Raw genomic sequence first — 25,387 nt, forward strand, 5'->3', positions numbered from 1 at the left:
GGTTTTCCTTTTATTGTTATGCATTCAACGGCACCGAAACGCTCAGGGTGGTGCCCTCCCCCAACTCACTGACCAGGGATAACTGCCCGCCCATGATCAGTACCCGCTCACGCATGCCGACCAGGCCAAAGGATACCGGTCGCCCTTGCGCCTGCACGAAACCGATGCCGTCATCGCTGATGGTCAGGCGCAGGTCCGGGCCGTCCACCTCCAGCGTCAGCTCAACAGTGTGCGCCTGGGCATGGCGCATCACATTGGTCAGCGCCTCCTGCAGGATGCGGAACAGGCCGATGGCCTTGGCATCGCTGAGCACCGGCGAGTGTTCCGGGACCTTGACCAGGCAAGGAATCTGCGTGCGCGCCTCGAAGCGACGGGCCTGCCATTCAATGGCCGAGGCGATGCCGGCATCGAGGATCGGCGGGCGCAGCGCGGTGGCGACATCCCGCACCAGCTGGAAGAGCTGGGCGATCAGGCGCTTCATGCTGTTCAAGCGTTCGTTCAGGCCTGGGTCGAGTTGCGCATAGGCCAGTTCGCACATGGACGTTTCCAGTTTGAGTACGGTGAGCATCTGGCCGAGTTCGTCGTGCACTTCGCGGGCGATACGCGCCTTTTCTTCTTCGCGCACCGTTTCCAGGTGGGCCGACAATTCGCGCAACTGGGTCTCGCTCTGCAGCAAGGCGGCCACATAACGGCGGCGCTCGGTGACATCAGTCAGGTAGACCACCAGGTACTCGGCCTCGGCAAAGCGCAGAAAGCTCAAGGACACATCGGCGGGCAGGATACTGCCGTCGGCGCGCAGGCAATCGGTGGCGAAAGTCTGCGCGCCCTCTTCACTGGCACGCGCGCGTTTCCACAAGTTGAGCCAGCGGTCCATGCTCAGGGCCGGGTCGAAGTCGATCAGCGGCCGCTCGATCAACGCGCCAGGGCCATAGCCGAGCATGCCTTCGGCGGCGCGGTTGGCATAACGCACATGACTGTCCCAGTTCACCCACAGGATGCCGACCGTACTTTGATCGATGGAAAACTGCGTCAACCGCAAGGCTTCGGCGCCGGCGGCGCGTGCGGCGCTCTCTTCCCGCGCCGCCAGCAGGTCGTGTTCCAGGCTGCGCTGCTGGCGACGCTGCCAGAACAACCCCGCCAGGCTGGCACACAGCATCAGCCCCAGCAGCAGGCTGAGGTTTTTCCACACGCTCATTGATTCCGACAAGCGCGGGTATTTGGGTTGCAGCCAGCGGCTGTGCAACTGGTCGAGGTCACGCGCGGGTATCGCCCGCAGGGCACTTTGCAGGATGCTCGCCAGTTCCGGCCATTCGCGCCGCGTGGCCACCCGCAACAGCTGCGGCAGGCCGATATCGCCGACCACCGCCAGCTCGGCGAACTCCGCCTCGCCCGACAACCGGCTCAGTTGCGCCTCATCCACCACCGCATAGCGTGCCTGCTGGCTCACCAGTAACTGCAGGGCCTGGCGCTCCATGGGCACGCCTTGCAGGTTGAGTTTGGGATACGTACTGCGCAGGTAGTCGGCCACCGCACTGGGCATGCGCACCGCGATGCGCGATTGTGCGTCGAGTTTTTCCAGCTCCACGGCGCCGCCGCCTTCGCGAACGCCGACGATACGCTGAGGCACACGCATATACGGGTCGCTGAACAACCACAGGCGCAAGCCAGCCGGGGTTTGCTGCAGACCGGGAGCCATATCCACCTCGCCTTCACGCACGGCGGCTTCAAGCTGTTCCTGATCAGGAAAATTACGCCAGGTCAGTTCGATGCCCAACGCCTTGGCCAGCCACTGCATCAACTCGACATTGGCCCCGGACAATCGCTGCAGCCGGCGGTCATATTGAGCATAAGGCGCCTGCAGCACCACGCCCACCCGCAACTGCGGGTGCAGCGCCAGCCACTCGCGCTGCTGCGCATTCAGTTGCGCCTGGGGAGCGGCGGGCGCAGGCGCGGCATTCGCCATCAAGGCCACACACAGGCAGCCGATAACCAGCAGGAAGCGAAAACCCATGATCCACGTCTCACATCACTGACAAATACTGATCAACCCATTAGGCTGCTGGAATCACTTCTGGCCGGGATTTAACGATGCCACCTCGAAACCGTTCGGCACTGCCAGCATTGTGCCTGTCGCTGCTATTTACCAGCGCCTTTTCTGTTCAAGCCGAAGACGCGCCTGCGCCAGCGGCCGAAAAACCCGCCGAGCGCCAGCCATTGCTCGAGCGCAGCCAGGCCGAAGCCAGCGCGCTCGAACGCCAGGTGGCGCAGCAGGAGCAACAACAACTCCAGGCCGGCAGCGATTCGTTCCTGGCCCTGTGGAAGCCCGCCAACAGCGCCGAACCCCAGGGCGTGGTGATTATCGTGCCAGGTGCTGGCGAAAATGCTGACTGGCCGCAAGCCATCGGCCCGTTGCGGCGTAAATTGCCGGATGCGGCCTGGGGCACCCTCAGCCTGTCATTGCCGGACGTCAATGTGGACACTTTGCCGCCACGCGTGATCGAACCGCCCAAGGCGGCGGTCGATACCAGCAGCAAAGACGGCAGCACGGTGGCCAAACCCGTCGAACAGGCCGCCAGCGCGGAAGCCGAAGGCACCGACCCGGCGGTGGTACCGGGCGCGGATGAACAGGACAAGACCGACGCCAAGCGTATCTTCGATCGGATCGATGCGGCCGTTGCCTTCGCCCAGACCCAGGGCGCGCGCAGCGTGGCACTGCTCGGCCATGGCACCGGCGCATGGTGGGCGGCGCGTTATCTGAACGAGAAACAACCCGCCCAGGTGCAGAAGCTGGTGATGGTGGCCGGGAAGACACCCGCCGCTCGCCAACCGGACCTGCTGCAATTGGCGCCGACGCTGAAAGTCCCCACCGCGGATGTGTTCTATCAAGACGGTGCGCAGGACGGCAAAAACGCATTGGCCCGCAGCCAGGCGGCCAAACGCGGCAAGAATGACGGTTACAAGCAGGTGCAACTCAAGGCGTTGCCCGGCAACGACGCCGCCGAGCAGGAACAGCTATACCGGCGAGTTCGCGGGTGGTTGAGCCCGCAGGCCGACAAAGGCTGAACACAGTGTCCGCCAATGCCACAAAACCACTGTGGGAGGGGCTTGCTCCCGATGGCGGTGTGCCAGTCGGTACATTTTAAACTGACAGACCGCTATCGGGGGCAAGCCCCCTCCCACATTGGATCGGTGCCAGGGCAGTCGCCTCAGCGAAAATCCCGTCGTTCGCGAATCAACGCATAGGCGTTGTGTAATTCACGGGTTCGTTCGGTGGCCTCGCGCACCTGCGCGGGGCTGGCGCCGCTGCCGGCGATCTTGTCCGGGTGGTGGCGGCTGAGCAGGCGACGATAGGCACGCTTGATCGCCGAGGGCTCAGCGGTCGCCGTCACCCCCAGAAGCCGCAGCGCTTCCTGATAGCCACCACTTCGATTGACCAATGGCTTGCGTGCTGGCGCGTAATCGGAGGCCAGGGCGCGGATTTGTTGCGGCGTCCAGCCCAGCCATTTGCCCCACAACTCAATCAGGTCACGCTCGGCATCATCCGCCCGACCGTCCGCCCAAGCCATGCGCCAGCAGGCACGTAAAACACCCTCGGCGGCATGGGGTTGCGCTTTGAGCACGCGCAAATAACTGCGCACCCGGTCGGTGCCGGACTTGCCTCGATTAAACGCCAGGATGGCCCGGCGCTGGGCCGGTTCGGTCATCTCCAGCGCGCGCATTTCCTGGCGCGCCTGCTGGATATGCCCATCCACAATCCGGCCATTGCTTTTGGCCAGGCGCCCCAGCAGCACGAACAGCAATTCATCGTTGCGCAACGCCGGGCGACCGCCGAGGCGTTCACGCAACTGTGCCCAACTGTGCAATTGCAGGCGCCGGTCCAGCGCCTGCCCCAGCAATGCACCCAACAAAGCCCCCGGAATACTGGCAATCGCAAAGCCAGCTCCGGCGCCGATCAGCGTCCCTGGCCACAACATCCTACGGCCTCGCTGTCAGCAAGGTTTCGACCTGCGCCAGACGCTCAAGCGTTCCGACATCAACCCAGCGTCCTTTCATGTGTTCACCCGTTACCAGACCTTTGGCCATCGCCGCCCGCAACAGCGGCGCCAGCTTGAAGGCACCCGCACTGCAACCCGCAAACAACTGGGGGTGCAGCACAGAAATGCCACTGAAGGTCAGGTTATCGGCACCCGGCGCCGCATCATGAAGCAACCCGTCGCTCAGATAGAAGTCGCCACCGCAGGGGTGATGCGCCGGGTTGTCGACCATCACCAGATGGGCCAGGCCCTGGAGCGGTCGCTTCAATTGACTGAAGTCGTAGTCGGTCCAGATATCCCCGTTGACCACCAGGAACGGCTCGTCCCCCAGCAAAGATAATGCCTGGAAAATCCCGCCGCCGGTTTCCAGCGGCTCGCCTTCGGCTGAATAGCGGATACGCAAGCCGAACTGGGCACCGTCGCCCAGGTAGCTTTCGATCTGTTCGCCGAGCCAGGCATGGTTGATCACAATCTCGCTGAAGCCAGCCTTGGCCAGCGCCTCGAGGTGATATTCGATCAGCCGTTTGCCGCCGGCCTGCACCAGCGGCTTGGGCGTATGCAGCGTCAGCGGGCGCATGCGTTCGCCCTTGCCGGCGGCCAGGATCATCGCCTTCATACGCAGGCCTCGGCCGGTTGGCGCAGGCTGGCGAGCAATTCGCCCAGGTCGCTCAACTCAGGACGGTCGGCGAGCACCGCTTCTATATAAGCAAAGAAGCGCGGCACATCGGCCAGGTAGCGAGGCTTGCCATCGCGATGGCAAATCCGCGCGAAGATACCGATGACCTTGAGGTGGCGCTGCACGCCCATCAGGTCGCTGGCGCGCAGGAAGTCTTCAAAATCGTCCTGCACGGGAATCCCCAGTTGCCCGGCGCGCTCCCAGTAGCCGCGCTGCCACTGGCGCACGCGAGCCTGGGGCCAACTGAGGAAGGCGTCCTTGAACAGGCAAGTGATGTCGTAGGTCACCGGGCCGTAGACCGCATCCTGGAAATCCAGCACGCCGGGGTTGACCTGGCTGATCATCAAGTTGCGCGGCATATAGTCACGGTGCACCAGCACCTTAGGTTGGGCCAGGGCACTGTCGATCAACAATTCGCTCGCGCGTTGCCAGAGGGCCTGCTGTTGAGTATCCAACTCGATACCCAAATGACGGCGTACGTACCATTCCGGGAACAATTCGAGTTCGCGCCGCAACAAGGCGACGTCATAGCTGGGCAGCGGCGCATCCATCGGCAATTGCTGAAAAGCCAGCAACGCGTCGATGGCGTCGGCAAACAATTGATCGGCGTTTTGCTCGTCAATCACGTCCAGGTAGGTTTTTCGACCCAGGTCATTGAGCAAAAGAAAGCCACGCGGCAAATCTTCTGCATAAATTTTTGGCACATTGATGCCCGATTTCGCGAGCAAATGCGCGATATCGACGAAAGGTTTGCAGTTTTCCTGGGGGGGTGGGGCGTCCATCACCACGAATGTATGCGCCCCGCCCTCCCACCGGAAGTAACGCCTGAAACTCGCGTCGCTGCTGGCCGCGGTCAATGTGGCCGGGGGTACGGCGCCCCAGTCCTGAGCGTTGAAGAGGATCGGCAACTGCTCATCCAGCCAGACTTCCAGCTGTTGTAAACGTAGATCGTGCTCGGGCATTACAAGGGTCTCCGACGGCGCTAGCCGTCAAGCGGGTCATGCTTTATTATCACGCATCTTTTTCAGACCATCGAGAGGCGTGCGGCCCACACCGCGGGCAGATGGCACGCAGGAAGCCCGGACTAATAAGATGGCATTGAAATCCCCCGCGTTTCGTAGAAAATTTCCGTTGCTGGTAACCGGCAGTCTGCTGGCCATGCAACCTTTCGCCACCTCATTCGTGGTCGCCGCGGAACAGTATGACTGCTCAGTCTCTGCTTCGGGTGCCTGGGATTGCGCGCCGAAGACCGCCGCCGCCCCATTGCCACCGCGCCCGGTGCATGACGGCTCTGCCGTCAGCTCGGCCAACAGCACGCCGCAAGGCGAGGCTGGCGGCAGCGTCGACGCCGAGCCCAAGACCATGCTGGTCACCGAAGCCAAGGGCCGAGGCCTGCGTTCGCGCAGCAAAGACTACAGCCACCTGGACTGGGTGCCTCGCGAGAAGCTGACCGCAGCGCAGCTGGCCGAAACCGGCCCTTACTGCGGCGGCGCCTACATCGAGCCGACTCGTCCTGGCATGAACGACAAGACGAACAAGAGCGATGCGCCGACCTTCATCGGTGCCAAGGCTTCTCGTTACGAGCAGGAACAGCAGGTCGCCACACTGGCCGGTGACGTCGTCATGCGTCAGGGCAGCATGCAGCTCGAATCCCAGGAAGCCAGCCTGTACCAGGCGGAGAACCGTGGCGAGCTCAACGGCAACGTGCGTCTGCGTGACAACGGCGCGCTGATCGTGGGCGACCATGCCCAGGTCCAGCTCGACACCGGCGCCGCCCAGATCGACAACGCCGAATACGTGATGCACAAGTCGCGCATCCGCGGTAACGCGCTGTACGCCAAGCGTGCCGAGAACGCGATCATCCGTCTCAAGGACGGTACGTACACCACCTGCGAGCCAGACAGCAACGCCTGGCAGCTCAAGGGCAACAACATCACGTTGAACCCGGCCACCGGTTTCGGTACGGCCACCAACGCGACGTTGCGGGTCAAGAACATCCCGATCCTGTACACCCCTTACATCTATTTCCCGATTGACGACCGTCGTCAGTCCGGCTTCCTGCCGCCAAGCTTCAGCACCGGCAGCGAGACTGGCTTTACGCTGGTGACGCCGTACTACTTCAACCTGGCACCGAACTACGACGCCACGTTGTACCCGCAATACATGACCAAGCGCGGCCTGTTGATGGAGGGCGAATTCCGCTACCTCACCAAGTCGAGTGAAGGGCAGTTTGGTGGGGCGTATCTGAATGATGACAGCGACGAGCGGGAGAAGCAGACCGACTCCGAAAAAACTCGCTATATGCTCAATTGGCAGCATCGGGGTGGGCTGGACTCGCGCCTGACGACACTGGTTGATTACACCAAGATCAGTGATCCGTTCTATTTCCAAGACTTGAAGTCGTATCAGGAAGGCGTGCAGAGCCAGGACTTCCTGAACCAGCAAGGTACTGTGAGCTACCGCGGCGATAGCTACCAGGCCGCCGTGAACTTGCAGTCGTACCAACTGGCGACGATTTCCCAGATCACTCCGTATGATCGTTTACCGCAAATCACATTAAACGGCACGCTCCCGTTTCAACCGGCAGGGCTGAACTTCGCTTATGAGACCGAAGCGGTTAGATTTGACCGCGACCTGCGCAGCGGCAGAGTTCTCGACAAGGATGGCGGCCCATTTGATCCTGTCACCGGCCTTTTGGGTGAAAGGCGCCTGGATGAGAACGTAACAGGTCTGACCCGCGCGAACGGTACCCGCCTCAACGTCGCGCCATCTGTCTCTTATCCGATGAATTGGTCCTACGGCTTTGTGACGCCGAAGTTGAAGTACGTCTATACCAAGTACGATCTTGATCTTGATGGTACCGGCAAGAGCCAAATGGCCGCTGCTGGTCAGACCTTTAAGAGCTCGCAGGACCGCGCAATACCTATCGCCAGTGTAGACAGCGGGCTTTACTTTGATCGCAAGACCAATTTGTTCGGTAAAGACTTCAACCAGACCCTCGAACCGCGGGCGTACTATCTCTACGTACCGAACAAGGACCAGAGCGATATTCCGGTTTTCGATACCAGTGAGTACTCGTTCAGCTACTCCTCGCTGTTCCGCGACAACCGCTTCAGCGGCTCCGACCGGATCGGTGACGAGAACAAACTGTCCTTAGGCGTTACCAGCCGTTGGATCGAAGATAATGGTTTCGAGCGCCAACGCGTTTCCGTGGGCCAGGCGCTGTACTTCAAGGACCGCGAAGTTCAACTGCCAGGCGTACTGGCAGCCGACCGCGACGACGCTAGCACCGATGTCTCACCTATCGCGCTGGAATATGAGTTCCGCTTCAACCGCGACTGGCGCGCCACTGCCGACTACAACTGGGACACAGAAAGCCATGCCCCACGCTCCGGCAGCGCGATGTTCCACTATCAGCCGGAAGATAACCCGAACAAGGTGGTCAACCTCGGCTATCGCTATCGCAACGATCAAGTGGTCTACAACCAGCAGACCGGCAAATGGCAGTTCGGTGGCGACTACGGCGAACCAGGCGATACGAACTACGTGAAGGATTACTACAAAATCCAACAACACGACTTCTCGATGATGTGGCCGATCATTCCACAGTGGAACCTGATCACCCGCTGGCAGTATGACTACGCCCGCAACCGTACCCTGGAAGCCTTTGGTGGTTTCGAATACGACAACTGCTGCTGGAAACTGCGCGTCATCAACCGTTACTGGGTTTCCAACGACGAATACAGCCAGATCGCCCCGCTTAACGAAAAGGGTGACCACGGGCTCTTCTTCCAGATCGTCCTCAAAGGACTCGGCGGCCTGACCGGCGCCAAGGTAGAGAGCTTCCTCGACAAAGGCATTGAAGGTTATCGTGAACGTGAAGACAAAGCTTTCTGAGTGCTTGCGCCCGCTCGTGCTGGGCGCGCTGTTCCTGGGTGCCGCCTCGGCGCATGCCGCGGTGCAACAGCTGGATAAAGTCGCAGCCATCGTCGATAACGACGTGATCATGCAGAGCCAACTGGACCAACGGGTCAAGGAAGTTCAGCAAACCATCGCCAAGCGTGGCGGTGGTGTGCCGCCCACCAGCGTCCTGGAACCCCAGGTGCTGGAACGCCTGATCGTCGAAAACCTGCAGCTGCAGATCGGCGAACGCTCCGGTATCCGGATTTCTGACGAAGAGCTGAACCAGGCTGTCGGCACCATCGCTCAGCGTAACAACATGAGCATCGATCAGTTCCGCGCGGCCCTGGCCCACGATGGCCTGTCCTACGAGGACGCACGTGACCAGATCAAGCGCGAAATGATCATCAGCCGTGTGCGTCAGCGTCGCGTAGCCGAACGGGTTCAGGTGTCGGAGCAGGAAGTGAAGAACTTCCTGGCCTCGGACCTGGGCAAGATGCAGCTTTCCGAAGAGCTGCACCTGGCCAATATCCTGATCCCGACGCCAGACAGCGCCAACGCCGAGCAGCTCAATGCTGCTGCCGCCAAAACCCAGGCTATCTATGATCGCCTCAAGGCCGGCGCTGATTTCGCCCAGATGGCAATTGCCCAGTCCGGCAGCGACAACGCGCTCGACGGCGGTGACATGGGCTGGCGTAAAGCCGCTCAGCTGCCCCCTCCGTTCGACCGTGAGCTGAGCGCGATGAACGTGGGTGACATCACCCAGCCGGCCCGTACGCCAGGCGGCTTCATCATCCTCAAGCTGCTGGGCAAGCGCGGCGGCGAGACCTCGCTGAAAGACGAAGTACATGTTCGTCACATCCTGGTCAAACCAAGCGAAATCCGTACCGAGGCACAAACCAAGGAACTGGCCCAGAAGATCTATGACCGCATCGAAAGCGGTGAAGACTTCGCCACCCTGGCCAAGAGCTTTTCGGAGGACCCAGGTTCTGCCCTCAACGGCGGCGACCTGAACTGGATCGACCCGAAAGCACTGGTGCCCGAGTTCCAGCAGGTAATGGCCGATACGCCGCAAGGCGTGCTGTCCAAGCCGTTCAAGACCCAATACGGCTGGCATGTACTGGAAGTCCTTGGCCGTCGCGCCACGGACAACACCAACCAGGCCCGCGAACAGCAAGCGCTGACCGTACTGCGTAACCGCAAATACGATGAAGAGCTGCAAACCTGGTTGCGTCAGATCCGTGACGAAGCCTACGTTGAAAACAAGCTGCCAGGCGCCGAGCAAACAGGCACCGACCAGGCAGCCCAGTGAAACCCCAGCGTTTCGCCGTGACACCCGGCGAGCCGGCCGGCATTGGTCCAGACCTGTGCCTGCTGCTCGCCTCGCAACCCCAGCCACACCCCCTGATTGCCATTACCAGCCGCGACCTGCTCCTTGAGCGGGCCGCGCAGCTGGGTGTGGCTGTCAACCTGCTGAGCGTCGCACCGGGCAACTGGCCCGACCTGCCGGCTCCGGCAGGCAGCCTGTATGTGTGGGATACCCCGCTGCAAGCCAAGGTCGTCGCCGGGCAACTGGACAAGGCCAATGCGGCCTTCGTGCTGAAGACCCTGACCCGCGCCGGCCAAGGCTGCATCGACGGCGATTTCGCCGGCATGATTACCGCGCCCGTCCATAAAGGCGTGATCAATGAGTCCGGTATCGCCTTTTCCGGCCATACCGAGTTCCTTGCCGAGCTCACCCACACCGAACAGGTCGTGATGATGCTGGCCACCCGCGGCCTTCGCGTCGCGCTGGTCACCACGCACCTCCCGCTGCGCGCTGTCGCCGACGCCATCACCGCCGAGCGCATAGAACGCGTTACGCGCATCCTGCACGCCGACCTGCAACACAAGTTCGGCATTGCCCAACCGCGCATCCTGGTCTGTGGGCTCAACCCGCACGCCGGTGAAGGCGGGCATTTGGGCCATGAAGAAATCGACATCATTGAACCGACATTAGAGTGCCTGCGCCAAGAAGGCATGGACCTGCGCGGCCCGTTGCCTGCAGACACTCTGTTTACCCCCAAATATCTGGAGCACTGCGACGCAGTGCTGGCGATGTACCACGACCAGGGACTGCCCGTGCTGAAATACAAAGGCTTCGGCGCCGCCGTCAACGTGACGCTGGGGCTGCCGATCATCCGTACCTCCGTGGACCATGGCACCGCCCTGGACCTGGCAGGCAGCGGCAAGATCGACACCGGCAGCCTGCACGTGGCCCTGGAAACCGCCTATCAGATGGCCGAGACCCGTATATGACTGAGCATTACCAACACCGGGCGCGCAAGCGCTTCGGGCAAAACTTCCTGCACGACGCTGGCGTGATCGACCGCATCCTGCGCTCTATCCATGCCAAGCCCGAAGACCGTCTGCTGGAAATCGGCCCGGGCCAGGGCGCTTTGACCCAAGGCCTGCTGGCCAGTGGGGGTCAATTGGACGTGGTTGAGCTGGACAAGGACCTGATCCCGATCCTCAACCAGCAGTTCGCTGGCAAATCCAATTTCAACCTGCACCAGGGCGACGCACTGAAGTTCGACTTCAACAGCCTCAATGCTGCGCCTAGCAGCCTGCGGGTGGTGGGTAACCTGCCGTACAACATCTCCACACCGCTGATTTTCCACCTGCTGAACAACGCCGGAATCATCCGCGACATGCACTTCATGCTGCAAAAGGAAGTGGTGGAGCGCTTGGCCGCCGGGCCGGGTGGTGGTGATTGGGGCCGTCTGTCGATCATGGTTCAGTACCATTGCCGCGTGGAACATCTGTTCAACGTGGGCCCAGGTGCATTCAACCCGCCGCCGAAGGTCGACTCGGCCATCGTGCGCCTGGTACCGCATGCCGTGCTGCCGCACCCGGCCAAAGACCACAAACTGTTGGAGCGCGTCGTGCGCGAAGCCTTCAACCAACGCCGCAAGACCCTGCGCAACACCCTCAAGGCGCTGCTGAGCAACGCCGAAATCGAAGCGGCCGGCGTCGACGGCAGCCTGCGCCCCGAGCAACTGGACCTGGCCGCGTTCGTGCGCCTGGCCGACCAGCTTGCCATCCAGCCAGCGCCGACAGTGGAATAAGGCATCAGGAAAAAAATGTGGGAGGGGGCTTGCCCCCGATGGCGGCGTCTCAGTAAATGAATGTTTACCTGACCCACCGCTATCGGGGGCAAGCCCCCTCCCACATTTGGATCACGTATCTGGCCTAGTGACCACCTATTGGCCTAGACTGGCCCGCATCTGCTGTCCTCCGCATTTGCTTTTAAGGCCTCTTGCATGTCCGATCCTCGCTACCAGATCGACGTCAGCGTCGTCACCCGCTTCCTGGCGGACCAATCGCAACCTGAACACAACCGCTTTGCCTTTGCCTACACCATCACGGTGAAAAACAACGGGCTGGTGCCGGCCAAGCTGCTGTCACGCCATTGGGTGATCACTGATGGTGACGGTCAGGTCGAGGAAGTGCGCGGCGCGGGTGTGGTTGGCCAGCAACCGTTGATCGACATCGGCGCCAGCCACACCTACAGCAGCGGTACGGTAATGACTTCCAAAGTCGGCACCATGCAAGGTTCGTATCAAATGAAGGCGACCGACGGCAAACTGTTCGACGCGATCATCAAGCCCTTCCGCCTCGCCGTACCCGGAGCGCTGCACTGACATGGCAACGTATGCGGTCGGCGACCTGCAAGGTTGCCTGGAGCCCCTCAAGTGCCTGCTCGAACGCGTGGCTTTCGACCCGGCAAACGATCGCCTGTGGCTGGTCGGTGACCTGGTCAACCGCGGCCCGCAGTCTCTGGAAACCTTGCGTTACCTCTATAACCTGCGCGACTCACTGGTCTGTGTGCTGGGCAATCATGATCTGCACCTGCTCGCAGCCGGTCGTAACATCGAGCGCCTGAAAAAAGGCGACACCCTGCGGGAAATCCTCGAAGCGCCGGACTGCGCCGAGTTGCTGGAATGGTTGCGCCGACAGAAGCTCCTGCATTACGACGAGGCCCGTGACATCGCCCTGGTCCATGCCGGCATCCCACCGCAATGGACAGTGAAAAAAGCCCTCAAATGCGCCGCCGAAGTCGAAAGCGCATTGGCCGATGACAACCTCTACAGTGCCTACCTCGATGGCATGTATGGCAACGAGCCGGTGAAGTGGGACAACGACCTTACCGGCGTCGCCCGCCTGAGAGTGATCACCAACTACTTCACGCGCATGCGCTTCTGCACGGCCGAGGGCAAACTGGACCTCAAGAGCAAGGAAGGCGCCGACACCGCGCTGCCTGGCTATAAGCCCTGGTTTGCCCACAAGGAACGCAAAACCCGCGACACGAAAATTGTCTTCGGCCACTGGGCCGCCCTTGAAGGCAAGTGCGAAGAACCCGGCGTGTTCGCCCTCGACACCGGTTGCGTGTGGGGCGGCGCCATGACGCTGATGAACATCGACACCGGCGAGCGCATCAGCTGCCAGTGTGACTCCCCCGAACCCACTACACAGACGGCCGCCGCCAAGCCCTAGGAGCCCGCCATGACAGAATTCAAACGTATCCCCCCCGAACAAGCCCAGGCCCTGCGCGAGCAAGGTGCTGTGGTCGTCGATATCCGTGACCAGCCAACCTATGCCGCTGCTCATATCAGCGGCGCCCAGCATCTGGACAACGTCAACATCGCCGACTTCATCCGCGCCGCCGATCTCGACGCCCCCCTGATCGTCGCGTGCTACCACGGCAATTCGAGCCAAAGCGCCGCGGCCTATCTGGTCAGCCAGGGTTTCTCCGACGTCTATAGCCTGGATGGCGGCTTTGAGCTGTGGCGTGCGACCTATCCTGCAGAAATTTCCTCAGGCGATTCGCAATAATTTTTTTCACACCCCGCTACCCCGCGTGACGCTTGGGCTTGCGCCGTTTCTGACGAACGGCGCAGCCAAACTAATTACGTATCGCGCCTTGACCTCCCCGATTCCGAACTATCCTTAAGCGCAGGCCATCCAAATCAGGGGAGAGCCGGTACACCGGCGCGCGGGTCATCGGTAGCGTTTCAGGGTGTTCTGGGGGAAAACAGCCATTGGCGAACGTCAAGGGCTGCCAGCATCGACTGATTGATCCGGCGTCGGCTCCACGTATCGAGCGAGGTGACGACGTCATGAGTATCTTTAGCCACTTCCAACAACGTTTCGAGTCCACACAACAGGAAGAACTCACGCTTCAAGAGTATCTTGAACTTTGCAAACGGGACCGCAGCACCTACGCGTCTGCCGCCGAGCGCCTGCTGCTGGCGATTGGCGAGCCGGAGTTGGTGGACACCTCGAACAATTCGCGTCTGTCGCGGATATTCTCCAACAAGGTGATCCGCCGTTATCCGGCCTTTGAAGACTTCCATGGCATGGAAGAATGCATCGACCAGATCGTCTCCTACTTCCGCCATGCCGCCCAAGGCCTGGAGGAAAAGAAACAGATCCTCTACCTGCTCGGCCCGGTTGGCGGCGGCAAGTCGTCCCTGGCTGAAAAACTTAAGCAACTCATCGAAAAAGTGCCCTTCTACGCGATCAAGGGCTCGCCGGTGTTCGAGTCGCCCCTGGGCCTGTTCAACGCCACCGAAGATGGCGCGATCCTCGAAGAAGACTTCGGCATCCCACGGCGCTACCTCAATACCATCATGTCGCCCTGGGCCACCAAGCGCCTGTCCGAGTTCGGCGGAGATATCAGCCAGTTCCGCGTGGTCAAGCTCTACCCCTCGATCCTCAACCAGATCGGCGTCGCCAAGACCGAGCCGGGCGACGAGAACAACCAGGATATTTCGGCGCTGGTGGGTAAGGTCGATATCCGAAAACTGGAAGAATTCCCGCAGAACGACGCCGACGCCTACAGCTACTCGGGCGCGCTGTGCCGGGCCAACCAGGGCCTGATGGAGTTCGTGGAGATGTTCAAGGCGCCGATCAAGGTGCTGCACCCACTGCTTACCGCAACCCAGGAAGGCAACTACAACAGTACCGAAGGCCTGGGCGCGATTCCGTTCACCGGGATCCTGCTGGCGCACTCCAACGAATCGGAGTGGCATACCTTCCGCAACAACAAGAACAACGAAGCCTTTATCGACCGTATCTACATCGTCAAGGTGCCGTACTGCCTGCGGGTCAGTGACGAGATCAAGATCTACGACAAACTGCTGTTCAACAGCTCCCTGGCCAAGGCTCATTGCGCACCCGACACCCTGAAGATGCTCGCCCAGTTCACCGTGCTGTCGCGCCTCAAGGAGCCGGAGAACTCGAATATCTACTCGAAAATGCGGGTGTACGACGGCGAAAACCTCAAGGACACCGATCCCAAGGCCAAATCGATCCAGGAATACCGCGACACGGCGGGCGTCGATGAAGGCATGAACGGCCTGTCGACGCGCTTTGCATTCAAGATTCTCTCCAAGGTCTTCAACTTCGACCCCCACGAGATCGCCGCCAACCCGGTGCACCTGTTGTACGTGCTGGAACAGCAGATCGAACAGGAACAATTCCAGGCCGAAACCCGCGAGCGCTATCTGCGCTTCCTCAAGGAATACCTGGCGCCGCGCTATATCGAGTTCATCGGCAAGGAAATCCAGACCGCTTACCTCGAGTCCTACAGCGAGTACGGTCAGAACATCTTCGATCGCTACGTGCTGTACGCCGACTTCTGGATCCAGGACCAGGAATACCGCGATCCGGAAACGGGCGAAATCCTCAACCGCGTGGCGCTCAACGAGGAACTGGAGAAGATCGAGAAACCCGCCGGCATCAGCAATCCGAAGGATTTCCGCAACGAAATCGTCAACTTCGTGCTGCGCGCCCGCGCCAACAACAACGGCAAGAACCCAACCTGGCTCAGCTACGAGAAGCTGCGCGTAGTGATCGAGAAGAAAATGTTCTCCAACACTGAAGATCTGCTGCCGGTTATCAGCTTCAACGCCAAGGCCAGCAAGGAGGATCAGCAAAAACACAACGACTTCGTCACACGAATGGTCGAGCGCGGCTACACCGACAAACAGGTACGCCTTCTTTCGGAATGGTACCTACGGGTCCGGAAATCGCAATGACGTAGCTGCAAGCTTTTAGCTACAAGCTGCAAGTAAAAGCCGATCCGCTTTTACTTGTCGCTTGCAGCTTACGACTTGAAGCTCCCCGGAGGGGCCCCCATGAGCTATGTGATCGACCGACGCCTCAATGGCAAGAACAAGAGCACGGTAAACCGCCAGCGTTTCCTGCGGCGTTACCGCGACCACATCAAAAAGGCCGTTGAAGAGGCCGTCAGCCGCCGCTCCATCACCGACATGGAGCATGGCGAACAAATCAGCATTCCCGGACGGGACATCGACGAACCGGTGCTGCACCACGGCCGGGGCGGCAAACAGACTGTCGTGCATCCGGGCAACAAGGAATTCACCACAGGCGAACACATTCAGCGCCCGCAGGGGGGCGGTGGCGGCAAGGGCGCGGGCAAGGCCGGTAATTCCGGCGAAGGCATGGATGAGTTCGTATTCCAGATCACCCAGGAGGAGTTTCTCGAATTCATGTTCGAGGACCTGGAGCTGCCCAACCTGGTCAAACGCAACCTGACCGGCACCGACACCTTCAAAACCGTGCGTGCGGGTATCAGCAACGAAGGCAATCCGTCCCGTATCAACATCATCCGCACCCTGCGCTCGGCCCACGCTCGACGTATCGCCCTGTCAGGCAGCAGCCGTGCAAAATTGAAGCAGGCCAAGGAAGAGTTGGCGCGATTGAAGCGCGAAGAGCCGGACAACTTCGGCGATATTCAGGAAATCGAGGCGGAAATCGAGAAACTCAGCGCGCGCATTCACCGTGTGCCGTTTCTCGACACCTTCGACCTCAAATACAACCTGCTGGTCAAGCAGCCCAACCCCAGCTCCAAGGCCGTGATGTTCTGCCTGATGGACGTATCCGGCTCCATGACCCAGGCCACCAAGGACATTGCCAAGCGCTTCTTCATCCTGCTGTACCTGTTCCTGAAGCGAAACTACGACAAAATCGAAGTGGTGTTCATCCGTCATCACACCAGCGCTCGGGAAGTGGACGAAGAGGAGTTCTTCTACTCGCGTGAAACCGGCGGCACCATCGTCTCCAGCGCGCTCAAGCTGATGCAGGAAATCATGGCCGAGCGTTACCCGGCCAACGAGTGGAATATCTATGCCGCCCAGGCGTCCGACGGTGACAACTGGAACGATGACTCGCCGATCTGCCGCGACATCCTGATCAACCAGATCATGCCTTTCGTGCAGTACTACACCTACGTCGAAATTACCCCCCGTGAGCACCAGGCGCTATGGTTCGAATACGAACGCATCGGCGAAGCCTTTGCCGACACGTTCGCCCAGCAGCAACTGGTCTCGGCCGGCGATATCTACCCGGTCTTCCGTGAACTCTTCCAGCGCAGGTTAGTGACATGACCGCCAAAAAAGAGCATAAGCGCCAACCCATCTCCACCGGGTCCGAGTGGACCTTTGAACTGATCCAGGCCTACGACCGGGAAATCAGCCGTATCGCGGCCGGTTATGCGCTGGACACCTACCCCAATCAGATCGAAGTGATCACCGCCGAGCAGATGATGGATGCCTACGCCTCCGTCGGCATGCCGCTGGGTTATCACCATTGGTCCTACGGCAAACACTTCCTCAGCACCGAGAAATCCTACACCCGGGGCCAGATGGGGCTGGCCTATGAGATCGTGATCAACTCCGACCCGTGCATCGCCTACCTGATGGAAGAAAACACCATCTGCATGCAGGCCTTGGTGGTGGCGCACGCGTGCTACGGGCATAACAGCTTTTTCAAGGGCAACTACCTGTTCCGCACCTGGACCGACGCCAGTTCGATCATCGATTACCTGGTGTTCGCCAAGCAGTACATCATGCAATGCGAGGAGCGCCACGGCATCGACGCGGTAGAGGACCTGCTCGACTCCTGCCACGCCTTGATGAACTACGGCGTCGACCGCTACAAACGCCCTTATCCGATTTCGGCCGAAGAAGAACGGCTGCGCCAGGCGGAGCGTGAGGAACACCTGCAGAAACAGATCAACGATTTGTGGCGCACCATTCCAAAGCGCGCCGACAAAAACAATGACAAGGACAACGCACGTTTCCCCGCCGAACCTCAGGAGAACATCCTGTATTTCCTGGAGAAACACGCACCGTTGCTGGAACCCTGGCAACGGGAAATCGTGCGTATCGTGCGCAAGATCGCGCAGTATTTCTATCCACAGCGCCAGACTCAGGTGATGAACGAGGGTTGGGCGACGTTCTGGCACTACACCCTGATGAACGACCTGTACGACGAAGGCCTGGTCACCGACGGCTTCATGATGGAATTCCTCACATCCCACACCAGCGTGGTGTTCCAGCCCGGCTTCGACAGCCCGTACTACAACGGTATCAACCCCTACGCACTGGGCTTTGCGATGTACCGTGACATTCGTCGCATGTGCGAGCACCCCACCGAGGAAGACCGTCGCTGGTTCCCGGAAATCGCCGGCAGCGACTGGCTCTCCACCATCAAGTTCGCCATGAGCAGTTTCAAGGACGAAAGCTTCATCCTGCAGTACCTGTCGCCCCAGGTTATTCGCGACCTCAAGCTGTTCAGCATCCTGGATGACGACCTCAAGGACGATCTGGTTGTGCCGGCCATCCACGACGAGCCTGGCTATCGCACCATTCGCGAGACCCTGGCAGCGCAGTACAACCTGGGCAACCGCGAGCCCAACGTACAGATCTACAGCATCGACGTGCGCGGTGACCGCTCACTGACCTTGCGTCATCAACAGCACGACCGCAAACCCCTGGGCGAATCCACCGAGGAAGTACTCAAGCACCTGCACCGGCTATGGGGCTTCGATATCCACCTGGAAACCCTGCAGGGCGACCAAGTGATGAAAACCCACCATGTACCACCGCGCAGCGACCATAACGACAACGACTACGGCCGCCTGGACCTGGCCGTCGTACATCTCTGAAACAGCAAAGCCTCCATTGGTAAGGCACAGGCGTTATCCTGTGCCGCTAATGGAGGCTTTTTCATGAAAATCTACAAGGTCGGCGGTGCCGTGCGTGATCGCTTGCTGGGCATCGAGGTCACCGATATCGACCGCGTCGTCGTCGGCGCCACCGTCGAAGAAATGCAGGCCAAAGGCTTCAAACCGGTCGGCGCTGACTTCCCCGTGTTCCTGGACCCAAAAAACGGCGATGAATACGCCCTCGCCCGCACAGAGCGCAAAAGTGGCCGGGGCTACGGCGGCTTCGTGTTTCACGCCAGCCCCGACGTCACGCTGGAAGAAGACCTGATACGCCGCGACTTGACCATCAATGCCATGGCCGAAGACGACGACGGTAACCTGACCGACCCCTACCACGGTCAACGGGATTTGGAAGCGCGAATTTTACGCCACGTTTCCCCCGCGTTCGCCGAAGATCCACTGCGAGTCCTGCGCGTTGCGCGGTTTGCCGCGCGGTATGCGCACCTCGGTTTTACTGTCGCTTCGCAGACTCTGGAGCTGATGCGTCAACTCAGCGAATCCGGTGAACTGGAAGCCCTGACACCGGAGCGCAGCTGGAAGGAAATTTCCCGGGCACTGATGGAAGACCAGCCACAGGTGTTTATCCAGGTGCTGCGCGACTGCCATGCGTTGAAAACCTTGATGCCGGAAGTGGATGCGCTGTTCGGCGTACCGCAACCCGAAGCCCATCACCCCGAGATCGATACCGGCATACACACGCTAAGCGTGCTGGAGCAGGCTGCCGCACATAAGCAGCCGCTGACCGTGCGCTGGGCCTGCCTGCTGCATGACCTGGGCAAGGGCCTGACGCCTGTGGATAAGTTACCGCAGCATATTGCCCATGAGCACCGGGGCTTGAAGCTGATCAAGGCGGTCAATGAACGCTTCAAAGTGCCAAAGGATTGCCAGGAACTGGCGCTGCTGGTGGGGCAGTATCACACCCACGGGCATCGAGCCCTGGAGCTGAAGGCCTCGACGTTGCTGGAGCTGCTGCAAAGCTTCGACGTTTACCGTCGGCCGCAACGCTTCGAGGAGTTTGTGGTCGCCTGCGAGATGGATGCGCGGGGCCGCAAGGGTCTGGAACAGCGCAGTTATCCACAGGCGGACTATTTGCGCGGCGCGGCGAAGACTGCGCGCGAGGTGGCCGTGGCGCCACTGTTGGAGAAAGGCTTCAAAGGCCCGGAGTTGGGCGAAGCCCTGAAGCGTGAACGGCTTAACGCACTGAAAGCCTACAAGGAGCGACAAAGTTCATTGTAGGAGCGAGCTTGCTCGCGAAAAACCTGAGAGCGCTGCGTTATCGTTCACGCTCTTCGCGAGCAAGCTCGGCTCCTACAGAAGCACGTCTGCCGTGAGTTGCCGGCCCCGCCACTCAAACGCCACCGGCGCAAGCACCTGATCGATCTGCGCATCACGCCACAGCGCCGCCATGGTCTTGCCCGCTTCAGGGTGCACACGATCCGGCGCCATCATCGACAGCGGCCACAACACGAACGCGTTTTTCAGGATTTCTGCCCGCGGCAGGATCAAGCCGTCGAAATTACCCACCAAGTCGCCGTACAGCAGCACGTCGATATCCAACGGCAAACCTTTACGATCCGGCGCATAACGGCCGTTGTCGGCCTCGATGAATTTCAATCGGCGGTCCAGCTCCATCAATGGCAGGTCGGTATAGGCCGACACCACCAGATTGAAGAATGGCCCGCTCTTGATGCCCACCGGCTGGCTTTCGAATACCGCCGAACAGCGCATGTCCGTCAAAAAGCTCGCCAGCGCATCGAGCCCCGCACATAAATTGAGCTCGCGCTCGATATTACTGCCAAGGCCAAGGTAAACCTGAGTCAGCGACATCCGCGCTCGATCTCCACGCCCACGCCCTTGGCCGCCGGGACGGCACCTGGCTTGGTCAGTTTGAGGTGCAGCCAGGGAATCTGGAATTCGCTCATCAGCACTTGGGCCAGGCGCTCGGCAAAGGTTTCCACCAGTTGGTACTGGGACTGCTCGGCAAAGGCCTGGATGCGCGCGGACACGCTGGCGTAATCCAGCGCCAGGGTCAGGTCGTCACCGGCAGCGGCCGGACGGTTATCCCAGGCAAAGCTCAGGTCCAGGCGCAGGCATTGACGGATTCCGCGCTCCCAGTCGTAGGCGCCGATCACGGTGTCGACTTCCAGGCCTTCGATAAACACTCTGTCCAAGCACTCTTCTCCGCAGCACGACAAGGGCGCAATGCCCCGTTAGAATCAGGGCGTCCTCGCCCGGAATAGTTAGCATGTTTTGGTTACTGGCGATTCTCGCCTACCTGCTCGGCTCGCTGTCCTTTGCCATCTTGCTCAGCCGCCTGACGGGAAATCCCGATCCGCGAATGAGTGGCTCAGGCAATGCCGGTGCCACCAATATGCTGCGCCTGGCCGGCAAGAAACTTGCCGTGCTGACGTTGCTGGGCGACTTGTGCAAGGGCTTGCTGCCCGTACTGATCGCCAGCCTCGCCGGCCTGACCCTGCAACAACAGGCCTGGGTGGGCGTGTGCGCCGTCCTGGGCCATCTGTTCCCCTTGTACTTCCGCTTTCGCGGCGGCAAAGGCGTCGCCACGGCGGCCGGCATGCTGCTGGGGATTTACCCCCCCGCAGCCTTGCTGGCGGTGCTCGCCTGGCTGCTGACGTTCTACCTGACCCGTACCAGTTCCCTGGCTGCGCTGATCGCCACGCCGCTCACCCTGCCGTTGCTGGCCTGGCAGGCCCCGGCGGCATTGCTGCCCATGAGCGTGCTGACCCTGCTGATCGTGTGGCGCCACCGCGGCAATCTACGCGACCTGTTTGCCGGGCGCGAACGGCATTTTTAAATAGCCTTCGTGCCAATGCTTACAACGGCGACAACTGCTCCATCGGCCAACGCGCCTGCACGCTGATCGCCAGGCTTTCATGTTGCCCTGCCATCAGACGCTGGCAGCCGGCGTAGGCGATCATCGCGCCATTGTCGGTGCAGAACTCTGGGCGCGCGTAGAACACCTCCCCCTTCATCTCGCCAAGCATTTTCTCCAACGAGCTGCGCAAGGCCTTGTTGGCGCTGACGCCGCCGGCAATCACCAGCCGCTGCATGCCGGCCTGTTTCAGGGCGCGCTTGCACTTGATGGTCAAAGTCTCTACCACGGCCTGCTGGAACGCCAGCGCGATGTCGCAACGGGCTTGCTCGCCGTCGTCCCCGGCGCTGACGCTCTGCTGCCAGGTATTCAACGCGGAGGTTTTCAAGCCGCTGAAGCTGAACATCAAGCCAGGGCGATCGCACATCGGCCGAGGGAACGTGTAACGACCGGCCACGCCCTTTTCGGCGAGGCGGGCGATTTCCGGACCGCCGGGGTAATTGAGCCCCATCATCTTCGCGGTCTTGTCGAATGCTTCGCCGGCGGCGTCGTCCAGGGACTCGCCCAACAGCGTGTATTGGCCGATGCCATCGACCTGAACCAGCTGCGTATGCCCCCCCGAAACCAACAAAGCGACGAACGGGAACGCCGGCGGTGTTTTTTCCAGCATCGGCGCCAGCAAATGGCCTTCCATGTGGTGCACACCGAGGGCCGGAATGCCCCAGGCAAATGCCAGCGCCTGGGCACAGGAAGCCCCAACCAGCAGGGCTCCGACCAACCCGGGGCCTGCGGTATAAGCAATCGCATCGATCTCGGTCGGCACGCAACCCGCCTCGTTCAACACCTGGCGAATCAATGGCAGCATACGTTTGACGTGATCACGGCTGGCAAGCTCCGGCACCACGCCGCCATAGGCGCGATGCAGGTCGATCTGACTGAACAGCGCATCGGCCAAAAGCCCGCGTTCACTGTCGTAAAGTGCGACGCCGGTTTCGTCGCAGGAGGTTTCAAGTCCCAGTACTAGCATGGGTTTGCGCCTTGTAGAGGCTGAATTCGAAGGCGCGCATAATAGTCGCCACTCCCCCTCCCGACTAGCGGTTTTCGATCAGAGGCTTTGCATTCCTGCCAATGAGGGGTTAACATCCGCAACCCTTAAAAACCGACGACCTCAGCCGCGAATTTTTTGCGACGAGAACGTTGATCCCGGTAATGAAAGAAGGTAGCTCTGGATGCCAGCCGTCAAAGTAAAAGAGAACGAACCCTTCGACGTAGCTCTGCGTCGTTTCAAGCGCTCCTGCGAAAAAGCCGGTGTTCTGGCTGAAGTTCGTAGCCGCGAATTTTATGAGAAGCCAACTTCTGAGCGTAAGCGTAAGGCAGCAGCCGCTGTTAAGCGTCACGCCAAGAAAGTTCAGCGCGAACAGCGCCGCGCCGTTCGTCTGTACTAATACACAGACGTTCGTAGCAAGCTTCTGCCAAGCCCGGCCCTCAGCCGGGCTGTTGGCATTTGCGGATATCGCTTGATGCTTCATCGTCGACGCCGCACACGCGACCGAGACACTGCTTCAAACGTCAGGACTGGCTCTTTTGCCAGCGGTGCACGTCTCTTCTGACGAGCCTAACAAGGCTACTGACGAGCACACCCTATTCTTCAAGCAGACGATCAACTGTGTCGACTGTGCCCATTGATGAGCTTCCGAGACCGCCCACAGGTCAAGACCGGACTCACGGGCAACTTTTATTCGTCGAACACTGATAGAGACTAACGTCAGCGAATGTTCGACAGATACACTCCCTGACACCCCATGCAGACGATAATGATCGAGCACCCAACGTGCGCTTGAACATTTCACGGGCCCTCATTTACACGCAGTGATGACGAGAACGCCATGGCCGGGCTGATTCCCCAGAGCTTTATTGACGACCTTCTGAACCGCACCGACATCGTCGATGTCGTCAGCTCACGCGTGCAACTGAAAAAAGCCGGCAAGAACTACACCGCCTGCTGCCCGTTCCATAAGGAAAAAACCCCGTCGTTCAGTGTCAGCCCGGACAAGCAGTTCTATTACTGCTTCGGTTGCGGCGCCGGCGGCAACGCCCTCGGCTTCCTGATGGACCACGACAACCTGGATTTCCCCCAGGCCGTCGAGGACCTGGCGAAAGCCGCCGGCATGGAAATCCCCCGCGAAGAAAGTGGCCGCGCGCACAAACCGCGACAACCCACCGACTCGCCGCTGTATCCGCTGCTGACCGCCGCCGCCGAGTTCTACCGGCAGGCGCTTAAAACCCATCCACAGCGCAAAGCCGCTGTCGATTACCTCAAGGGCCGCGGCCTTACCGGTGAAATCGCCCGGGACTTCGGCCTCGGCTTCGCGCCGCCCGGCTGGGACAACCTGTACAAGCATCTGAGCAGCGATACGCTCCAGCAGAAAGCCATGATTGATGCTGGCCTGCTGGTGGAAAACGCCGAGACCGGCAAACGCTATGACCGCTTCCGCGACCGCGTGATGTTTCCGATCCGCGACAGCCGCGGCCGCATCATCGCGTTCGGCGGCCGAGTGCTGGGAGACGACAAGCCCAAGTACCTGAACTCCCCGGAAACCCCGGTGTTCCATAAGGGCCAGGAACTCTACGGCTTGTTCGAAGCGCGCAAGAACAACCGCAACCTCGACGAGATTATCGTGGTTGAAGGCTATATGGATGTGATCGCCCTGGCCCAGCAGGGCCTGCGTAATGCGGTGGCGACGCTTGGCACCGCTACCAGCGAAGAACACTTGAAGCGCCTGTTTCGCGTCGTGCCCAGCGTGCTGTTCTGTTTCGACGGCGACCAGGCCGGCCGCAACGCCGCCTGGCGCGCACTCGAGGCTACCCTGTCGAGTCTGCAGGATGGGCGCCGTGCCCGCTTCCTGTTCTTGCCAGAAGGCGAAGACCCGGACACCCTGGTGCGCGCCGAAGGCACCGACGCGTTCCGTGCACGCATCAATCAACACGCACAGCCGCTGGCAGACTATTTTTTCCAGCAGTTGACCGAAGAAGCCGATCCGCGCTCGCTTGAAGGCAAGGCCCATATGGCCACCCTCGCAGCGCCGTTGATCGACAAGGTCCCAGGCGCCAATTTGCGCACCCTGATGCGCCAGCGCCTACTGGAAATCACCGGATTGAGCGGCGAAGCCGTGAGCCAGCTGGTGCATAGCGCCCCTCAGGAGGCGCCGCCCGCCTACGACCCAGGCATGGATTACGATGCCATGCCGGACTATGCCGACTTCCATCAGCCGCAGGAGGCCTATACGCCCCAGCAGGAGTGGACGCCGAAAAAGCCCGGTGCCGGCGGCAAGAAATGGGACAAGAAGCCCTGGAGCAAGAACGGTAAACGCGGCGATCGAGACGAGGCCTACGCCCCACGCACGCCGGTTGCCGTAGAAGCGCCGACGCTGATTGCCTTGCGTACTCTCATCCATCATCCACAACTGGCGGGCAAGGTTGAAAGCGCCGATCATTTCGCCAACGAGAGCAACACCTATGCCCAGGTACTTATCGCCTTGATCGAGGCCGTGCAGAAAAATCCTAAGCTAAACTCAATTCAGCTGATGGCCCGCTGGCATGGCACGGAGCAGGGTCGCCTGTTGAAGGCACTCGCGGAAAAGGAGTGGCTAATTGACGGCGACAACCTTGAACAACAGTTTTTAGACACCATTAATAGGTTATCCGCGGGTCAGCACACACAGACCCTCGATGAGCTCATTAAACGAGCAAGGCAGCCGGGATTGTCGGCTGAAGAGCAAATTCAGATAGCAAAACAGATGCGCGACCTCTTAAAACAGAACGTTTGCACATCAAACCCGACCTCAGCTGGCGTGTGAGGTCATAGCTCG

At 60.4% G+C, this 25,387-nt stretch carries 22 protein-coding genes; 15 read left to right on the forward strand and 7 right to left on the reverse strand.

Annotated features, from left to right (window positions below; all coding sequences use genetic code 11):
• Positions 1-16: 16 nt before the first annotated feature.
• Positions 17-2,011, reverse strand: a complete 1,995-nt coding sequence (locus SC318_RS24135; RefSeq protein ID WP_320428713.1) for a PAS domain-containing sensor histidine kinase — start codon at positions 2,009-2,011, stop codon at positions 17-19.
• Between the two features lie 77 nt (positions 2,012-2,088).
• On the opposite strand from SC318_RS24135, the gene SC318_RS24140 reads away from it, so the two are divergent.
• The gene (locus SC318_RS24140; RefSeq protein ID WP_320428714.1) at positions 2,089-3,063 is read left to right on the forward strand and encodes an alpha/beta hydrolase family protein; all 975 of its coding nucleotides are present in this window, start codon (positions 2,089-2,091) and stop codon (positions 3,061-3,063) included.
• A 143-nt stretch (positions 3,064-3,206) separates the two neighbouring features.
• On the opposite strand, the gene SC318_RS24145 is transcribed toward SC318_RS24140, so the two are convergent.
• From SC318_RS24145 to SC318_RS24155, 3 genes are read right to left on the reverse strand one after another with little or no spacing between them, the layout of a single operon-like run.
• The gene (locus SC318_RS24145) at positions 3,207-3,974 is read right to left on the reverse strand and encodes a TerB family tellurite resistance protein (RefSeq protein WP_320428715.1); all 768 of its coding nucleotides are present in this window, start codon (positions 3,972-3,974) and stop codon (positions 3,207-3,209) included.
• 1 nt (position 3,975) lies between these two features.
• Positions 3,976-4,650, reverse strand: coding sequence for an N-acetylmuramate alpha-1-phosphate uridylyltransferase MurU (gene murU, locus SC318_RS24150; protein ID WP_320428716.1), 675 nt, complete (start codon positions 4,648-4,650; stop codon positions 3,976-3,978).
• On the reverse strand, positions 4,647-5,672 hold the full coding sequence (locus SC318_RS24155; protein ID WP_320428717.1) for an aminoglycoside phosphotransferase family protein: 1,026 nt from the start codon (positions 5,670-5,672) through the stop codon (positions 4,647-4,649). The genes murU and SC318_RS24155 overlap by 4 nt, the downstream gene beginning before the upstream one ends.
• A 130-nt stretch (positions 5,673-5,802) precedes the next feature.
• On the opposite strand from SC318_RS24155, the gene SC318_RS24160 reads away from it, so the two are divergent.
• From SC318_RS24160 to SC318_RS24210, 11 genes are all read left to right on the forward strand, one after another.
• On the forward strand, positions 5,803-8,607 hold the full coding sequence (locus SC318_RS24160; protein WP_320428718.1) for an LPS-assembly protein LptD: 2,805 nt from the start codon (positions 5,803-5,805) through the stop codon (positions 8,605-8,607).
• Positions 8,588-9,922, forward strand: a complete 1,335-nt coding sequence (locus tag SC318_RS24165) for a peptidylprolyl isomerase (RefSeq protein ID WP_083217966.1) — start codon at positions 8,588-8,590, stop codon at positions 9,920-9,922. Before SC318_RS24160 ends, SC318_RS24165 begins: the two co-directional genes overlap by 20 nt.
• Positions 9,919-10,908 carry a 4-hydroxythreonine-4-phosphate dehydrogenase PdxA gene (gene pdxA, locus SC318_RS24170; protein WP_320428719.1) on the forward strand — a complete coding sequence of 330 codons (990 nt, stop codon included), beginning with the start codon at positions 9,919-9,921 and terminating at the stop codon, positions 10,906-10,908. The genes SC318_RS24165 and pdxA overlap by 4 nt, the downstream gene beginning before the upstream one ends.
• A complete protein-coding gene (gene rsmA, locus SC318_RS24175; protein WP_320428720.1) occupies positions 10,905-11,717 on the forward strand; it encodes a 16S rRNA (adenine(1518)-N(6)/adenine(1519)-N(6))-dimethyltransferase RsmA in 813 nt (270 codons plus the stop codon). The genes pdxA and rsmA overlap by 4 nt, the downstream gene beginning before the upstream one ends.
• Before the next feature lie 195 nt (positions 11,718-11,912).
• Positions 11,913-12,293, forward strand: a complete 381-nt coding sequence (apaG, locus tag SC318_RS24180) for a Co2+/Mg2+ efflux facilitator ApaG/CorD (protein WP_017847811.1) — start codon at positions 11,913-11,915, stop codon at positions 12,291-12,293.
• 1 nt (position 12,294) lies between these two features.
• On the forward strand, positions 12,295-13,146 hold the full coding sequence (locus SC318_RS24185) for a symmetrical bis(5'-nucleosyl)-tetraphosphatase (protein ID WP_320428721.1): 852 nt from the start codon (positions 12,295-12,297) through the stop codon (positions 13,144-13,146).
• A 9-nt stretch (positions 13,147-13,155) separates the two neighbouring features.
• Positions 13,156-13,485, forward strand: coding sequence for a thiosulfate sulfurtransferase GlpE (gene glpE / locus SC318_RS24190; RefSeq protein WP_124388443.1), 330 nt, complete (start codon positions 13,156-13,158; stop codon positions 13,483-13,485).
• A 284-nt stretch (positions 13,486-13,769) separates the two neighbouring features.
• Positions 13,770-15,692: a PrkA family serine protein kinase gene (locus SC318_RS24195; RefSeq protein ID WP_124388444.1), complete on the forward strand. Its 1,923-nt coding sequence runs from the start codon at positions 13,770-13,772 to the stop codon at positions 15,690-15,692.
• Positions 15,693-15,791: 99 nt separating this feature from the next.
• On the forward strand, positions 15,792-17,063 hold the full coding sequence (locus SC318_RS24200) for a YeaH/YhbH family protein (RefSeq protein ID WP_320428722.1): 1,272 nt from the start codon (positions 15,792-15,794) through the stop codon (positions 17,061-17,063).
• Positions 17,060-18,625 carry a SpoVR family protein gene (locus tag SC318_RS24205; RefSeq protein ID WP_320428723.1) on the forward strand — a complete coding sequence of 522 codons (1,566 nt, stop codon included), beginning with the start codon at positions 17,060-17,062 and terminating at the stop codon, positions 18,623-18,625. The genes SC318_RS24200 and SC318_RS24205 overlap by 4 nt, the downstream gene beginning before the upstream one ends.
• 63 nt (positions 18,626-18,688) lie before the next feature.
• Positions 18,689-19,921, forward strand: coding sequence for a multifunctional CCA addition/repair protein (locus SC318_RS24210; RefSeq protein ID WP_320428724.1), 1,233 nt, complete (start codon positions 18,689-18,691; stop codon positions 19,919-19,921).
• A 72-nt stretch (positions 19,922-19,993) separates the two neighbouring features.
• On the opposite strand, the gene folK is transcribed toward SC318_RS24210, so the two are convergent.
• Positions 19,994-20,512 carry a 2-amino-4-hydroxy-6-hydroxymethyldihydropteridine diphosphokinase gene (gene folK / locus SC318_RS24215; RefSeq protein WP_320428725.1) on the reverse strand — a complete coding sequence of 173 codons (519 nt, stop codon included), beginning with the start codon at positions 20,510-20,512 and terminating at the stop codon, positions 19,994-19,996.
• On the reverse strand, positions 20,503-20,856 hold the full coding sequence (gene folB, locus SC318_RS24220; RefSeq protein WP_032883867.1) for a dihydroneopterin aldolase: 354 nt from the start codon (positions 20,854-20,856) through the stop codon (positions 20,503-20,505). The genes folK and folB overlap by 10 nt, the downstream gene beginning before the upstream one ends.
• Positions 20,857-20,930: 74 nt before the next feature.
• Between folB and plsY the strand changes: the two genes are divergently transcribed.
• The gene (plsY, locus tag SC318_RS24225) at positions 20,931-21,500 is read left to right on the forward strand and encodes a glycerol-3-phosphate 1-O-acyltransferase PlsY (protein ID WP_124388449.1); all 570 of its coding nucleotides are present in this window, start codon (positions 20,931-20,933) and stop codon (positions 21,498-21,500) included.
• 19 nt (positions 21,501-21,519) lie between these two features.
• Here the strand turns inward: plsY and tsaD are convergent, their stop codons facing one another.
• The gene (gene tsaD / locus SC318_RS24230; RefSeq protein WP_306490592.1) at positions 21,520-22,545 is read right to left on the reverse strand and encodes a tRNA (adenosine(37)-N6)-threonylcarbamoyltransferase complex transferase subunit TsaD; all 1,026 of its coding nucleotides are present in this window, start codon (positions 22,543-22,545) and stop codon (positions 21,520-21,522) included.
• Between the two features lie 202 nt (positions 22,546-22,747).
• On the opposite strand from tsaD, the gene rpsU reads away from it, so the two are divergent.
• Positions 22,748-22,963: a 30S ribosomal protein S21 gene (rpsU, locus tag SC318_RS24235; protein ID WP_002551877.1), complete on the forward strand. Its 216-nt coding sequence runs from the start codon at positions 22,748-22,750 to the stop codon at positions 22,961-22,963.
• A gap of 441 nt (positions 22,964-23,404) precedes the next feature.
• Positions 23,405-25,375, forward strand: coding sequence for a DNA primase (gene dnaG / locus SC318_RS24240; RefSeq protein WP_320428738.1), 1,971 nt, complete (start codon positions 23,405-23,407; stop codon positions 25,373-25,375).
• Positions 25,376-25,387 lie beyond the last annotated feature (12 nt).

Origin of the sequence: Pseudomonas sp. MUP55, from assembly GCF_034043515.1 — a bacterium.
GTDB lineage: Bacteria > Pseudomonadota > Gammaproteobacteria > Pseudomonadales > Pseudomonadaceae > Aquipseudomonas.

Excerpts from the sequence above, each read along its gene's own strand:
- SC318_RS24135 (WP_320428713.1), bottom strand. The coding sequence starts at position 2,011 with ATGGGTTTTCGCTTCCTGCTGGTTATCGGCTGCCTGTGTGTGGCCTTG.
- SC318_RS24140 (WP_320428714.1), top strand. The coding sequence starts at position 2,089 with ATGCCACCTCGAAACCGTTCGGCACTGCCAGCATTGTGCCTGTCGCTG.
- SC318_RS24145 (WP_320428715.1), bottom strand. The coding sequence starts at position 3,974 with ATGTTGTGGCCAGGGACGCTGATCGGCGCCGGAGCTGGCTTTGCGATT.
- murU (WP_320428716.1), bottom strand. The coding sequence starts at position 4,650 with ATGAAGGCGATGATCCTGGCCGCCGGCAAGGGCGAACGCATGCGCCCG.
- SC318_RS24155 (WP_320428717.1), bottom strand. The coding sequence starts at position 5,672 with ATGCCCGAGCACGATCTACGTTTACAACAGCTGGAAGTCTGGCTGGAT.
- SC318_RS24160 (WP_320428718.1), top strand. The coding sequence starts at position 5,803 with ATGGCATTGAAATCCCCCGCGTTTCGTAGAAAATTTCCGTTGCTGGTA.
- rsmA (WP_320428720.1), top strand. The coding sequence starts at position 10,905 with ATGACTGAGCATTACCAACACCGGGCGCGCAAGCGCTTCGGGCAAAAC.
- apaG (WP_017847811.1), top strand. The coding sequence starts at position 11,913 with ATGTCCGATCCTCGCTACCAGATCGACGTCAGCGTCGTCACCCGCTTC.
- SC318_RS24185 (WP_320428721.1), top strand. The coding sequence starts at position 12,295 with ATGGCAACGTATGCGGTCGGCGACCTGCAAGGTTGCCTGGAGCCCCTC.
- glpE (WP_124388443.1), top strand. The coding sequence starts at position 13,156 with ATGACAGAATTCAAACGTATCCCCCCCGAACAAGCCCAGGCCCTGCGC.
- SC318_RS24195 (WP_124388444.1), top strand. The coding sequence starts at position 13,770 with ATGAGTATCTTTAGCCACTTCCAACAACGTTTCGAGTCCACACAACAG.
- SC318_RS24200 (WP_320428722.1), top strand. The coding sequence starts at position 15,792 with ATGAGCTATGTGATCGACCGACGCCTCAATGGCAAGAACAAGAGCACG.
- SC318_RS24205 (WP_320428723.1), top strand. The coding sequence starts at position 17,060 with ATGACCGCCAAAAAAGAGCATAAGCGCCAACCCATCTCCACCGGGTCC.
- SC318_RS24210 (WP_320428724.1), top strand. The coding sequence starts at position 18,689 with ATGAAAATCTACAAGGTCGGCGGTGCCGTGCGTGATCGCTTGCTGGGC.
- folK (WP_320428725.1), bottom strand. The coding sequence starts at position 20,512 with ATGTCGCTGACTCAGGTTTACCTTGGCCTTGGCAGTAATATCGAGCGC.
- plsY (WP_124388449.1), top strand. The coding sequence starts at position 20,931 with ATGTTTTGGTTACTGGCGATTCTCGCCTACCTGCTCGGCTCGCTGTCC.
- tsaD (WP_306490592.1), bottom strand. The coding sequence starts at position 22,545 with ATGCTAGTACTGGGACTTGAAACCTCCTGCGACGAAACCGGCGTCGCA.
- rpsU (WP_002551877.1), top strand. The coding sequence starts at position 22,748 with ATGCCAGCCGTCAAAGTAAAAGAGAACGAACCCTTCGACGTAGCTCTG.
- dnaG (WP_320428738.1), top strand. The coding sequence starts at position 23,405 with ATGGCCGGGCTGATTCCCCAGAGCTTTATTGACGACCTTCTGAACCGC.